Origin of the sequence: Pseudonocardia sp. TRM90224, from assembly GCF_021245725.1 — a bacterium.
Taxonomy (GTDB): Bacteria; Actinomycetota; Actinomycetes; order Mycobacteriales; family Pseudonocardiaceae; genus Pseudonocardia.
Map to the genome: position 1 here is coordinate 394,729 of NZ_JAJGSX010000001.1, position 13,458 is coordinate 408,186.

At 71.8% G+C, this 13,458-nt stretch carries 13 protein-coding genes and 1 pseudogene; 9 read left to right on the forward strand and 5 right to left on the reverse strand.

All coding sequences use genetic code 11. From position 1 onward, the window contains the following. Positions 1-68 precede the first annotated feature (68 nt). Positions 69-1,568 (reverse strand): annotated as a pseudogene (locus LL648_RS01675) (ABC transporter permease subunit); the annotation flags it as partial. 124 nt (positions 1,569-1,692) lie between these two features. Between LL648_RS01675 and LL648_RS01680 the strand changes: the two are divergent. Further along, positions 1,693-2,400, forward strand: coding sequence for a GntR family transcriptional regulator (locus LL648_RS01680; protein WP_232660559.1), 708 nt, complete (start codon positions 1,693-1,695; stop codon positions 2,398-2,400). Between the two features lie 2 nt (positions 2,401-2,402). Next, positions 2,403-3,260 carry an urea carboxylase-associated family protein gene (locus LL648_RS01685; RefSeq protein ID WP_232660560.1) on the forward strand — a complete coding sequence of 286 codons (858 nt, stop codon included), beginning with the start codon at positions 2,403-2,405 and terminating at the stop codon, positions 3,258-3,260. A 227-nt stretch (positions 3,261-3,487) separates the two neighbouring features. Here LL648_RS01685 and LL648_RS01690 read toward each other — a convergent pair whose 3' ends face one another. Then, positions 3,488-4,066 (reverse strand): DinB family protein, encoded by a 579-nt coding sequence (locus tag LL648_RS01690; RefSeq protein ID WP_232660561.1) that lies wholly within the window; start codon positions 4,064-4,066, stop codon positions 3,488-3,490. Between the two features lie 52 nt (positions 4,067-4,118). Between LL648_RS01690 and LL648_RS01695 the strand changes: the two genes are divergently transcribed. Further along, a complete protein-coding gene (locus tag LL648_RS01695) occupies positions 4,119-5,084 on the forward strand; it encodes a helix-turn-helix transcriptional regulator (protein WP_232660562.1) in 966 nt (321 codons plus the stop codon). Here the strand turns inward: LL648_RS01695 and LL648_RS01700 are convergent, their stop codons facing one another. Next, entirely contained in the window at positions 5,085-5,621 is a 537-nt protein-coding gene (locus tag LL648_RS01700) for a DUF4240 domain-containing protein (protein WP_232660563.1), read from the reverse strand. An 83-nt stretch (positions 5,622-5,704) separates the two neighbouring features. Between LL648_RS01700 and LL648_RS01705 the strand changes: the two genes are divergently transcribed. The 4 genes from LL648_RS01705 to LL648_RS01720 all read left to right on the forward strand — a co-directional run bounded on the left by LL648_RS01705 (position 5,705) and on the right by LL648_RS01720 (position 9,500). Beyond that, entirely contained in the window at positions 5,705-6,154 is a 450-nt protein-coding gene (locus LL648_RS01705) for a hypothetical protein (protein ID WP_232660564.1), read from the forward strand. Positions 6,155-6,176: 22 nt separating this feature from the next. Next, positions 6,177-7,001, forward strand: a complete 825-nt coding sequence (locus LL648_RS01710) for an SAM-dependent methyltransferase (protein WP_232660565.1) — start codon at positions 6,177-6,179, stop codon at positions 6,999-7,001. 76 nt (positions 7,002-7,077) lie between these two features. Further along, on the forward strand, positions 7,078-8,253 hold the full coding sequence (locus LL648_RS44955; RefSeq protein WP_232660566.1) for a sensor histidine kinase: 1,176 nt from the start codon (positions 7,078-7,080) through the stop codon (positions 8,251-8,253). 65 nt (positions 8,254-8,318) lie between these two features. Then, entirely contained in the window at positions 8,319-9,500 is a 1,182-nt protein-coding gene (locus LL648_RS01720; protein WP_441344297.1) for a sensor histidine kinase, read from the forward strand. Here the strand turns inward: LL648_RS01720 and LL648_RS01725 are convergent. Both LL648_RS01725 and LL648_RS01730 read right to left on the reverse strand, forming a co-directional pair. Then, positions 9,434-10,873, reverse strand: coding sequence for an alpha/beta hydrolase (locus LL648_RS01725; RefSeq protein ID WP_232660568.1), 1,440 nt, complete (start codon positions 10,871-10,873; stop codon positions 9,434-9,436). The genes LL648_RS01720 and LL648_RS01725 overlap by 67 nt on opposite strands. 253 nt (positions 10,874-11,126) lie before the next feature. Beyond that, entirely contained in the window at positions 11,127-11,789 is a 663-nt protein-coding gene (locus LL648_RS01730; RefSeq protein ID WP_232660569.1) for a response regulator, read from the reverse strand. Between the two features lie 163 nt (positions 11,790-11,952). On the opposite strand from LL648_RS01730, the gene LL648_RS01735 reads away from it, so the two are divergent. Then, positions 11,953-12,681, forward strand: coding sequence for an ATP-binding cassette domain-containing protein (locus LL648_RS01735; protein ID WP_374111959.1), 729 nt, complete (start codon positions 11,953-11,955; stop codon positions 12,679-12,681). Continuing rightward, positions 12,678-13,430, forward strand: a complete 753-nt coding sequence (locus LL648_RS01740) for an ABC transporter permease (protein ID WP_232660570.1) — start codon at positions 12,678-12,680, stop codon at positions 13,428-13,430. The genes LL648_RS01735 and LL648_RS01740 overlap by 4 nt, the downstream gene beginning before the upstream one ends. Positions 13,431-13,458 lie beyond the last annotated feature (28 nt).

Sequence of the window (13,458 nt, forward strand, 5' to 3'; positions counted from 1 at the left end):
AGCACCGCGGGCTCGGCCGGAACCCGCTCGACGAGACCGGTGCGGCGCCGGCGCACGTCCAGCCGCCGCTCCAGCAGCACCCGCAGCCGGTCGAACACCGTCACCAGCGCGACGTAGTACAGCGCCACCCCGAGCAGCGTCTCCAGCACCTTGAAGTTCTGCGTGTAGAGCCGCTGCCCGACCAGCAGGATCTCCGCCAGCGAGATCGCGCTGACCAGGGAGGTCAGCTTCAGGATCGTCACGAACTGGTTGCCCAGGGCGGGCAGCGCGACGCGGAACGCCTGCGGGATCACGACGTGCCGCTGCACCCCCGCGTACGGCATCCCCAGCGCCTGCGCCGCCTCACCCTGTCCCGACTCGACCGACAGCAGCCCGCCGCGGTGGATCTCCGCCATGTACGCCGTCTCGCTCAGCACCAGCGCCACCAGGCCCGCGACGAACGGGCTCGCCAGCAGCGGGCGCAGCTCCGGCATCACCTGCGGCGCGTTGTAGACGAAGATCAGCAGGACCAGCAGCGGGAGGCTGCGGAAGAACCACACGTAGGCGCCCGCGACCGCCCTCGGCACCGGTGCGGACGCCCGCTGCATCAGCGCCACGCCCATCCCGAGCACAACCGCGATCACCCAGGCCAGCACGGCCAGGACGACGACCAGCCCGCTCGCGCGCCACAGCTCGGGGTTCGCGAAGAGCCCCAGCGTGTAGGCCCAGTCGAACGACACGGTCGCCGAGCTCGCGGCCGGGCCCGCGCCGCCGGGCAGCACCTGGGCCAGCAACGCATCGTCCACCGGGGCCAGGTTGTAGCGGGCCAGCATCGCCGTGTACTCGCCCGACGCCTGCAGGTCGCGCAACGCCGACTCCACCGCCGTGTACAGCGCGGTGTTGCCCTTCGCGACAGCGATCCCCACCACCGCCGGCGCGATCAACGTGCTGCTGCTGATCGCCAACCGGCTGCCGGCGGCGTCGACCGCCGCCTTCGCCACCGCCGCGTCGGTCAGCTGGACGTCCACCTGGCCGGAGAGCAGCGCCTGGCTGCCCTCCGGGTCGGAGGTGAACTCGCGCACGTCGACCGGTGCGCGGCCGGCCCCGGTGCATCCCTCCGACACCGGGCCGGCCAGCTCCTGGACGATCTTCCCGCCCTTGATCACCGCGGCCCGCAGACCGCACAGGTCGTCGGCCCGGGCCGGACGCGATCCGGCGTCCGATCGCGCCACGATCGCGTTGCCGGTGGTGAAGTACGGGAGGTAATCGACCTCTTTCGCCCGCTCCGCCGTGACGTACAGCGCGGACATGATCACGTCGAACCGGCCGGCCTTCGCCCCCGCGATCAGCTGCTCGAACCGCGTATCGGCGACCTGGGCCCGCAGACCCATCCGCGCCGCCAACGCCCGTCCCAGCTCCGGGTCGAAACCGGCGGGCTCCCCGGCCTCGAGGTAGCCGTACGGCGGGTAGGTCAGGTCGTCGCCGATCGTCAGCACCCCGGGTGTGACGGTTGTCGCCGCCGATGCCGGCGCCCCGCACGCCGCGAGCAGGAGCACGGCGAGAGCGAGGCCGAGCGCGCGCAGTGGCATGACTGCTCTCCCGTCGTCCGGATCGTGCGGCGCAGCCTAGGATTGTGGAATGATTTGTGTCAATCGCTGACTGATTCAGCATCAGTCGAGGTGGATCGTGTGACGATCCGGCTACACTGCCGCCGTGGGAACGGAAGCGCCGACCGGCGAGCGAGTGGCCGCCACGCTGCGCGAGGACATCACCGAAGGCCGGCTGGCCCCTGGCACACCGCTGCGCGACGCCGTGCTGGCCACCGAGCTGGGGGTATCCCGCCACACCCTGCGTGCGGCGCTGCGGCTGCTCGAACACGACGGGCTCGTCGAGTACCAGATGCACAAGGGGGTCGTCGTCCGCGCGCTCTCCCCCGCCGACGTCAACGAGATCTACCGCGTGCGCCGCGTGCTGGAGATCAGCGCCGTCGACCAGAGCGCGCTCGCCCCACAGGACGGCCTCGACGAGCTCGACCGCTGCGTCGCCGCCGCGCACGCCGCGGTGGCCGGACGGGAGTGGGGCCGGGTCGGAACCGCCAGCCTGCGCTTCCACCAAGCGCTCGTGGCACTGCTGGGCAGCGCCAGCATCGACCGCTTCTTCGCCAGCACCCTCGCCCAGCTGCGGCTGGCCTTCGCCACCATGCACGACGAAGCGCGCTGGCAGACCCCGTGGATCCCGCGCGACCGCGAGATCTGCGACCTGCTGCTGCGCGGCGAACGCCAGCACGCCGCCGCGCTGCTGCGGCAGTACCTCGACGAGTCCGAGACCGCCGTGCTCGACGTCGTCCGCGCACACACCGCCGACCGACGCAGCCGGCGGCGCCGAACGTCGCAACAGCCGTCACAACCGAAGGAGGTCTGAGCGTGGGCTCAGTCGCCAGCGCCTATCGAGCGACCGCGGGCAGCCCGCTCGACGTCGACCGCGCGTTCTACAGCCGTCTCGCAGACAGCCACGAAGAGCACGTGCTGGTCGAGCGGTTCGAGATCCCGATCCGCTCCGGCCGGGCCTGGACGGTGCCGGCCGGGCACCTGTTCCGCCTGGTCACGGTCGAGGGCCCGCAGGTCGGCGACCTCAACATCTGGAACCGGCACAACCCCCGCGAACGCCTGTGGGCATCGCGGACGCGCCAGCTGCAACGCGCGCACGTCAGCACCTTCGACCGGCTCTGGTCGACGCTGCCGTTCCTGCGGCCGCTCGCCACCGTCACGTCCGACACGCTCGCCGACTACGGCATCGACGGCGACGGCGGCCGCGTGCACGACCTGCTCGGCACGCGCTGCGACCCGTACGTCAACCGCATGCTCACCGGCGAGGACTTCGACTTCCACTGCCACTCCAACCTCGTGCGCGCCGTGCTCCCCCACGGCCTCACGGAGTTCGACGTGCACGACGTCCTCAACGTCTTCCAGTGCACCGGCCTCAACGACGACGACCAGTACTTCATGAAGACGTGCCCGGCCAGGCCGGGCGATCACTTCGAGCTGTTCGCCGAGATCGACCTGCTCTGCGCGCTCTCCACCTGCCCGGGCGGCGACCTGTCGGTGCCGCTGTGGGGGCCGGACGCACGCGACCCCATCGACGTCTGCCACCCCATCGGCGTCGAGATCTACCGGCCGGCCGCCGCCTTCTTGGCGGGCTGGACCTCGCCGCAGCCGGCGGCGTACCGCAACCTGCACGGGATGACGGCCCCGAACTGGACGGACCACGACGTCACGGGGTGACGGGGTGACGCTCGGCCGGGGAAGGCGCCCCCACCCGGCCCGCCCGCGTCCCGCCCGCCGCCCGCGGGTCAGCGAGCGCCAGATGCGCTCGCCCTGGCAGCTGGGGAGGGCAGGAAAGCCACTTTCCTGCCCTGTGAGGGCCGGAAAGTGGCTTTGCTGCCCTCGCCGTGCGGATCGCACCCCGGCGCCTCGGATCTCCTCGGGGTCGCGGTAGGGCAGGGCCGCCGTCAGGCGCCCCTGCGGGCGTTCGTGTGCAGGTAGAGGTCGCGCAGCAGGCAGATCTCGGACGTGTGGTGGATCAGCTCGCGGTGGATGTGCTGCACCAGGTCGGCCATCGGCAGCTCGGGATAGGGCTCCTTGTCGCCCAAGGGCACCCGCAGGCCGTCCTCGCCGAGACCGCGCACCCCGGCCAGCCAGGTGTCGATCTGCGCGTCGAGCTGGTCGAGGGCGGTGGCGGCCGTGCCTGCGTACTCCCAGGTGTCGTACGAGGCCGCGGGCGCCGCGAAGTGCGTTGCGTTGCGCACCGCGAGCACGCCGACGATGACGTGCCCGAGCCGCCACGCGATCGTCGTGAACGGCGTGGGCGTCGGCTCGGGGTAGGCGAAGTCGATCGTGAAGTCGCCGCCACCGGCAGCCATGGGCGTGGGTGAGCTGCCGAGTGGTCGCACGTTCCACGGATCGGGCACCGGCGACCAGAAGTACTCCTCGTCGGTGAGTCCTTCGAGCCGGGCGCGGACCTGATGGGTCCAGTGCCACTCCCATTGGTCGCGCAGTATCCGGTTCCAGTCGAGTCCGTTCCCGTCCATGCCTGAACTCTGGCACGCCTAGCGGACAGGATCGGTCCGCTATTTTTGGGTGGTGGACCTCGGGGCGAGCACCACGGAGCGGGTGCTGACGCTGCTCGGGCTGCTGCAGCAGCGCCAGGTGTGGACCGGCCCCGAGCTCGCCGCGCGGCTCGGTATCACCCCGCGGACGGTGCGGCGCGACGTCGAGCGGTTGCGCACCCTCGGCTACCAGGTGCACGCGAGCCAGGGGGTCGGCGGTGGCTACCAGCTGGGCCAGGGCCAGGACCTCCCGCCGCTGCTGCTCGACGACGAGGAGGCGATCGCCACCGCGGTGTCGTTGCTGGCCGGCGCCGGCAACGCGGTCACCGGAGCCGGCGACGCGTCGCTGCGGGCCCTGACGAAGCTCGACCAGGTGCTGCCCGCGCGGCTGCGGCACGAGGTGCGCGCGCTCACCGGCTCGGTGGAGTCGTTCGGCCGCGGGCGGACCCCGGTCGACCCCGACGTCCTGATGACGCTGGCCAGGGCCTGCCGCGACGAGGTCGAGGCCGGCTTCGCGTACCCGTCGCGGGGCGAGGTGCGACGTCGACACGTCGAGCCCTACCGCCTCGTCGCATCCGACCGGCGCTGGTACCTCTTCGCCTACGACCTCGACCGCGACGGCTGGCGCAGCTTCCGCGTCGACCGGATGACCGACGTCGCGGCCCGGACCTGGCGTTTCCGCCCGCGCCCCGCCCCCGACGCGGCGGCGTACGTGCAGGAGGGCGTGGCGAGCCGGGTCTACTCGCACCAGGCGCGCTTCCTCGTCCACGCGCCGGCCGAGACGGTCGGCGCGCAGATCTCGGCGTCGGCGGCGGTGGTGCGACCTCGCGGCGCCGATCGGTGCGAGGTGCTCAGCGGCGCCGACCACGGCCTCGACGTCGTGCTGATCCACATCCTGCTGCTCGGGCACGCTTTCGAGGTGCTCGAACCGCCGGAGCTGCGGGTCCGCAGCCGTGAGCTGGCGGCGACGCTCTTGTCGGCCGGCGCTGCCGAGGGTTGATCAGTCCAGGTGGAGGCGGCTCAGTCGCGGCAGCCGCCGCTCGACCTCCGGAAGATCGCCGTCCTCGGCGCTCCACTCGGGCTCCAGCTCCGGGTAGAGCACCGTGGGCGCACCTTCGGGCAGCTGCTCGCCGGTCGCGGCCTCGAACGCATCCACGGCGACGCCCAGCGCTTCTTCGCACTCCAGCTCGTCCCCGTCCGCCGCCGCAGAACGGACGATCGCCAGCTCGGCGAGCGAGTCCGGATCGGCGACAGCACGCTCGAAGACCGCTCGACCCTGCATGATCAACCAACCGCGGAAGTACTCGAAACCGTCGTCCGAGCACCCTCCGTTGATCAGGTACGCCGCCTCCCACAGCGGCCGCCTGTACGAGCCGGCCATCAGCTCCATCCGGATCCGCTCAGCAGCGACGATCTCCTCCGGAGGGCGGGCCGCCAGCAAATCGGACATGGTGCTCGCGACGGCGTCGGCGTCCGCCGGACCGCCGCTGCGATCACGGGCGTCGCCGACCAGCGTCCAGAATCCGGCGAGATCCACGATCGGAGCCAACCACACCGGGCTGCCGCGCTCGGTAGCGTGCCGTGCCTACGTCCGTCCGTCCCGTCCGCCCGGAGGAAGCGATGCGTAACGCCGAGATGACCGAACTCGCCGGGCTCGTCGGCGAGTGGACGACAACGATCTCCGACGCCTGGTTCCTCGAGCCGCCGGGCACGGAGGTGCCGGGGAGGGCGACGATCGGGTGGCTCGGGGAGTCGTTCCTGAGCGTGCGGGCCGAGTTCGGCGACGGCCAGCACGTGCATTCCGAGATGAGCCTCGTGCTCGGGCGCAGCGACTCGAACGACCGCTTCCACGCCCTCTACCAGGACGACCGTGGCGTCTGCCGGCTGTTCGCCATGACCTTCGACGGCGCGCGCTGGACGATGGTCCGCGAGGATCCGGACTTCCACCAGCGTTTCATCGCCGATGTCGAGCCCGACCGGATCCGCGGCCGCTGGGAGGCGTCGGAGGATGCGGGGGGCACGTGGCGGAAGGACTACGACCTCACGTTCGAGCGGACCGGACCCGCGTAGATCACTCAGTAGTGTGACGCGCATGGCGTCCCCACCCGACCAGCCCGGCGGCTCGATCGATCTGATGACCGACAGGGCGCACAGCGCCCGGGCGTACGACTACCTGATGGGCGGGAAGGACAACTACGAAGCGGACCGGGTGATCGGCGACGCCGCCGCGAAGGCGTGGCCCGCGGTCCGGCTCGCCGTGCGGTCGAACCGGGCGTTCATGCACCGCGCGGCGCGGTTCGCGGCCGACGGCGGCATCCAGCAGTTCCTCGACATCGGCACCGGCATCCCGACCCGGCCCAACCTGCACGAGATCGTGCAGGGCATCACCCCGCAGGCGCGGGTGCTGTACGTCGACAACGACCCGATCGTGCTGGCGCACGCGGCAGCGCTGCTGGTCAGCGACCCGCGCGGGCGCACGGAGTTCTTGAGGGGCGACGCGCGGGACCCCGCGTCGATCGTGGCGTCGGCACCGGCCCGGGCGCTCTTCGACTTCGCCCAGCCGCTCTCGGTCTCGGTGATCGGCCTGCTGCACTTCCTCGACGACGACACGGCACTCCGGCTGGTGCGGACGCTCCTGGAGGCGATCCCGTCCGGCAGCCTCATCGCGCTCACCAACATCACCCGCGAGCTGGACCCGGAGACCATCGACAACGCCGCCGCGGGCTACGCGGGCGGCGGGGTGCGGACGTACCTGCGCGGCAAGGCCGAGATCGCCGACCTGTTCCTCACCGGGCTCGACGTGGTCGAGCCCGGCATCGTGGTCGTCCACCGCTGGCGCCCCGAATCGAACAGCGAGTTCGCCGACGTCCCCGACGCGGACATCTCGGTCTACGGCGTGGTTGCCCACAAGCCCTGAAAGTCTCGTCCGGGGGTAAGGGTTTCCTCCTGCTTCGTGTAACGACCGTGAAAGGCCCGGCTGCCACCATTCGCCCGTGCGGGTGGTCGAGTGGTTCCGGCGGGACACCAGGCGCGGGGACGGGCTGCTGGCCGGCGTACTCGTCGTCGCAGCCCTGGGTGAGCTGGCGGAGACGGTGCCTCGGGCCATCGCCGGCGGCGATGAGCCGAACTGGTTCGTGGTCGCGTTCGGGGTCGTGGGGCTGACGGTCCCGCTGATCTGGCGGCGGCGGTACCCGTGCACGGTGGCCACCGTCGTGGCGGCTGTCCAGCTGGTCGACCTGGTCCCATACAACTTGCACTGGCCGCAGTTCGTCCAGTACACGGCCGCATCCGTCGTCCTCTACTCCGTCGCCACCCATGGGGGCCGCCGGTGGCCCGTGATCGCGGCGGCCGCCTACATCGCGCTGGCCGCGCCCGAGGTCGTGTACGGCTCGCTGGGCACGGAGGACACGCAATGGGTCGCGGCTGGTCTCGTGCTGCTCGCGTTGCCCGTCCCACTCGGCTACACCCTCCGCTGGATGCGACGACAGCACGACGCGATCAAGCTCCGCGTGGAACAGCTGCAGGCCGAACGCGCCGATACCGCACGGCGGGCCGTGTTCGAGGAACGGGTGCGGATCGCCCGCGAGCTGCACGACGTCGTCGCGCACCACGTCAGCGTGATGGGTGTGCAGGCGGGCGCGGCGCGGCTGGTGCTGGGCTCCCGGCCAGATCAAGCGGCGGAGGTGCTGACGGGCATCGAGCAGTCGAGCCACCGTGCGATGGCCGAGCTGCGCCAGCTGCTCGCCTACCTCCGCAGGGCGGGCGAGCCGGCGGACGCCGCCCGGCAACCGGGCCTCGACCAGCTGCCGACGCTCGTCGCCTCGATGCGTCGGGCCAGTCTGGACGTCGAGGGGACCCCGGTCCCGGTACCCCGGTCCGTCGAGGTCTCCGCGTTCCGGGTGGTGCAGGAGGCGCTGACGAACGTGGTCAAGCACTCCGGTGGCAGCACCGCACGGGTGCTCGTGCGACACCGCCCGGACGAGCTGGAGATCGTCGTGGTCGACAGCGGTCGCGGTAGGACGTCGAAACGAGCAGGGATGGGTGGGCACGGGCTCGTCGGTATGCAGGAACGGGTCGCGCTGCACGGTGGGCACCTGCGGGTCGGCCCCCGGCCGGCCGGAGGCTTCGAAGTGCTGGCGGCCTTCCCGTTCGAGGGCGCGCGCGGGTGAGGGCCCTGCGGGTAAGGGGGCTGCGGGTAAGGGCGCTGCGGGTAAGGGCGCTGCGGAACGCGCTCATGGCCCGTCCGATGATCCGCGATGCATCGTTCGCCGCAGCGCTGTTCGCGGTCGGCTACCTCACGCCGGGACCGGCCGAGGACTTCGGTTTCGAACTGCCCCTCTGGGGCCGGAGCCTCGCCCTGCTCTGCAGCACGGTTCCACTGGTGTGGCGCCGCCGCTTCCCGCTCACGGTCCTCCAGGTGGTGCTCGTCCCTTCGGTGCTCACGAGCAGCTACCTGCTGGTGGCGGCCACCGCGATGCTCGTGATCTACACCGCGGTTGCGCACGCCCGCCGGCGGTGGCACCTGTTCATCGTCGCCGGCTACGTGGCGCTCATGCTCACGCCGTTCGTGCTCTCGTTCCGGGAGGACGGTCAGGACAGCTTCGTCACGGTCTTCCTCATGCTGCTCGTGCTGGCGCCGGTGTGGCTGGGAGCGACGATGCGCACCGCCCGGCGTCGCCACGCCGAGCTGGAGCTGCGGGAGGCGCAGCTGCGCGCCGAACGGGCCGACAACGCGCGGCGGACCGTGTTCGAGGAGCAGGTGCGGATCGCGCGCGAGCTGCACGACGTCGTCGCGCACCACGTCGGCATGATGGGCATCCACGCCGCCGCGGCCCGGCGCGACCTCGACACCAACCCCGCGAGCGCCGTCCGGGAGCTGGCGGCGATCGAGTCGTCGAGCCGGCACGCGGTGACCGAGCTGTACGCGATGCTCGGCCACCTGCGCCGTCGCGACGAACCGGCCGAGCCGTTGCCGCAGCCGGGTATCGCGCAGGTCGACGAGCTGGTCGAGCGGATCAGGCAAGCCGATCTGATCATCGTCGGCGAGCCGCGTGCCGTGCCCCGCACGGTGGACATCTCGGTGTACCGGATCGTGCAGGAGGCGCTGACGAACGCGGTCAAGCACGCCGGCGGCGCGGCGGTGCACGTCGTGCTCGACCACCGGCCCGAGAGCGTCGCCGTCACCGTCATCGACGAAGGTGCCGGCCGAGCCGACCCCCCGGGGGTCGGCTACGGCCTCGTCGGCATGCGCGAGCGGGTGGCGTTGCACGGCGGTCAGCTGGAGGCCGGTCCGCTCGCCGAGGGCGGCTTCCGGGTGCACGCCGAGCTCCCCACGAACTCCGACGAGCCTCAGCTCACCGGTTCACCGAGCTCGCAGGTGGCGCCCTTCGCCGGGACGGCCAGCTCGACGAGGTAACGGGTGGCGACGTCGTCGACGCACGCCGAGCCGCTCAGCGTGGCCGTGTGCTGCTCGCCCTCCACGGTCAGCAGGCGCGCGCCGAGCTGCTTGGCCAGCGTGACGCCCTCGCGATACGGGGTGGCCGGGTCGCCGGTCGTCGAGACGACGAGCACCTGCGGGATGCCATCCACCTGCGGCTCGTGCGGGGCCGAGGTGTTGGGCACCGACCAGTGCGCGCACACGTCGGACTCCGCCTCGGGGGAGTCCGCGGCCGGTCGTGGGTAGTCGACGCAGTCGACGGCGAGGAAGAGGTCCTTCCCGTTGTCGTAGGTCCCGTCGGCGGCCCGGCCCTCGTAGGCATCGGCCAGCACGAGCATCCCCGTGCCGTCGCCGGCACGCAGGTCGGTGAGCGCCGCACGCAGGTCGGGCCACTCGTCACGGTTGTACATCGCTGCCTTGAGGGCCGTGCCAGCGTCGATGCCCGACAGTGTCCGGCCCCCCGTCGTGGTCGGTGCCGGCTTGTCCTCCAGCGGTGCGAGGAGGTTCTCGAGCTCGGTCGCCGCGCCGGCGGCGTCGGTGCCCAGCGGACACGCCGGCGCTTCGACGCACTCGACGGCGAATTCGTCCGCAACGCGGCTGAACGTGCTGCCTTGCGCCGTCAGGCTGTCGGCCCGCGACCGGCTGGGGTCGATCGCCCCGTCCAGCACGAGCGCGCGCACGTTGCCGGGGAACTGCTCGGCATAGACGGTGCCGATGCTGGTGCCGTAGGAGAAGCCGAGGAAGGTCAGCTGCTCGTCGCCCAGGGTGGCTCGCAGGACGTCCAGGTCGCGGGCGACGTCCCGGGTGCCGATGTTGGCCAGCACCACGGCGTCGTTGCGGGCCGCGCAGCTCGCCGCCATCGCGGCGAGGTCCGGTTCGGTTGCCCGATGCGCGTCGCGTTCGGCGTCGGTGAAGCAGCGCACGGATGGGGTGCTCGCGCCGACGCCGCGCGGGTCGAAGCCGACGATGTCGAACCGGCTGCCCAGCTCGCCACCGATGGCCGGCGCGGTTTTCGCGACGAAGTCGGTCCCGGAGCCGCCGGGGCCGCCGGGGTTGATGACGAGCGAGCCCATGCGGCGGGCCGGGTCGGTCGCCTTCCGGCGGTTCACCGCGATCTGGGCGGTACGCCCCTCGGGTGCGGCGTAGTCCAGCGGCACGGTCATGGTCGTGCAATCGAGATCGGTCCCGCAGGGGCGCCACTCGAGCTGCTGGCCGTAGAAGCCGACCAGCGCCGCGGGCGGCGGTTGCGGCGCGGCCCGTGGACCCGGTGGCTCTGTCGCGCCGGAACAAGCCGTGAGCGCGCCGACCCCCACCAGAACGGCGACGGCGGCGATGGTGCGGCGGATGGTCATCGTTTCCCCCTGCGGATGCGGTCGATCCGGACCGCTTCACAGTGCTGGGAGGAGACCTGCGGGTCATCGCCTTCACGACGGGTTCGGTTCTCTGCCGTGCGGCAGAGGGTGCCTGCCGCTCGTCGCGGCCAGGGGCGTCGGGGAACCGGATGTGTGCGTTCCGCCCGCGAGGGCAGGAAAGCCACTTTCCTGCCCTCACAGGGCCTGAAAGTGGCTTTCCTGCCCTCCCCGTGTCCCGAGAGAGGTGGCGCCCTCAGCTGCCCGGCGCCACGACACCGTTCTCGTACGCGAAGACGACCGCCTGCACGCGGTCGCGCAGGCCCAGCTTGCTGAGCACGCTCGATACGTGCGTCTTGACGGTGCCTTCCCCGATGTGGAGCAGTGCGGCCAGCTCGGCGTTGCTCACACCGGTGGCGAGCAGCCGGAGCACCTCGCGCTCCCGCTCGCTGAGCCGCTGCAGCTCCGTGCTGCGGCGGGCGGGCGCGAGGGCGCGACGCGAGTAGTCCTGGATGATCCGCTTGGTCACCGAGGGGGCGAGCAGCGCGTCGCCGGCCGCGACGACCCGCACGGCCTGGATCAGCTCCTCCGGCGGGGCGTTCTTCAGCAGGAACCCGCTCGCGCCCGCCTGCAGGGCCGCGAACACGTACTCGTCCTCCTCGAACGTCGTGAGGATGACGACCCGGCTGCCGCTCCCGTCGGGCATGACGATCCGCCGGGTCGCTTCGAGACCATCCATCACCGGCATTTGGACGTCCATCAGCACGACATCCGGCTCCAGCCGCGCGGCGACGTCGACCCCCAGCTGCCCGTTCTCGGCCTCGCCGACGACCTTGATGTCCCCCGCCGCCTCCAGGATCATCCGGAACCCGGCCCGGACCATGGCCTGGTCGTCGGTGAGCACCACGCGGATCGTCATGAGATCCATTCTTCAGGTGGCTCTGCCGGAGGGCACACCCGCGGCCTCGTCCGGTCTGCCGCGCGGCAGAGCGCAGAACCGGTCGCGGCACCGATGCACCGGCACCGGTCCCGAACCCAAGCTTGTCGGGCCGCACCACGCGGCCGACCAGGAGGTTCACCAGATGACAGCGATCGAGGTCGCCGGGCTCACCAAGTCGTTCGGCACAGTGCACGCGGTGCGGGACCTGAGCTTCGTGGTGCGCCGCGGGGCGATCACCGGGTTCCTCGGCCCGAACGGCGCGGGCAAGACGACGACGCTGCGCGCGCTGCTCGGGCTCGTCGCCCCGACGTCCGGCACGGCCACGTTCGCCGGGCGCCGCTACGCAGAGATCCAGCATCCGACCCACGAGATCGGCGTCGTGCTCGACACGATCCGGTTCCATCCCGGGCGTCGAGCCCGCGACCACCTGCGGGTGCTCGCGCTCGCCGCGGACATCCGACCGTCCCGCGTCGACGAGGTGCTGGCCCTCGTCGAGCTCACCGACGCCGCACACCGCCGCGTCGGAGGCTTCTCGCTCGGCATGCGCCAGCGGCTCGCGCTCGCCGCAGCGCTGCTCGGGGAGCCGAACCTGCTCGTGCTCGACGAGCCGACGAACGGGCTCGACCCGCACGGCGTCGCCTGGCTGCGCGGCTTCATGCGCTCGTTCGTCGACGTCGGCGGCACGGTGCTCGTCTCCAGCCACCAGCTCGCGGAGATCGCGCAATCGGTCGACGACGTCGTGATCGTCGCCGACGGCCGCTCGGTGCTGCAGAGCTCCATCACCGAGCTGGGCGGCCCGGCCGAGCTCGAACGCACCTTCCTCGAACTGACCACCGCCGCCCCGGCTTCCCAGAACGGAGCACTCCGATGATGTCGCTCGTCCGCGCCGAACTGCTCAAGGTGCGCAGCAGCCGGGACGTCTGGTGGATCGCCATCGTACCCGTGCTCGTCTCCGCGGCGACCACCGCATCCTTCGTGGGCTATGCGACTTCGGCCGGCGGTCCGCTGGAGACGGGCGAGCCGGGGATCCGCGCCAGCATGTACGGGGCTGTGTTCACCGCCACCGTGCTGGCGATGTTCTACGGCGCCCAGATCGTGACGAACGAGTTCCGCCACGGCACCGCCACCGCCACCTTCCTGACCACCGCACAGCGCCGGCGGGTCATCGCCGCGAAGGCCGTGGCGGCCGCGGTGACGGGAGTCGTGCTGGCGGTGATCGCGGCCGCCGTCAACCTCGCCATCGCCGTGCCGTGGCTCGCCTCCCTCGGCTTCGAGATCAACATCTTGGATCCCGAGGTCGGCGGCGTGCTGGTGTCCGCGGCGGCGTCCGCCCCGCTGTTCGGGGTGCTCGGGGTGGGGCTGGCCGCGCTGATCCGGAACCCGACGGTGACGATCATCGTCGCGATAGCCTGGCTCTTTTTCGTCGAGAACGTGCTCATGACCGCAATCCCCGCGAGCGGCAATTGGCTGCCGAGCGGGGCAGCCGACGCCATCGCCGGCAACCGCGCGGTCGACATCACCGTGGCGCCGATCTGGGCCGGCGCACTCGTCCTGCTGGCCTGGGCAGCGGTCACGCTCACCGCAGGCCAGGCGGTCATGGCCCGCCGCGACCTGGCGTAGAAAGCGCACCTCACACATCGGATGGTGG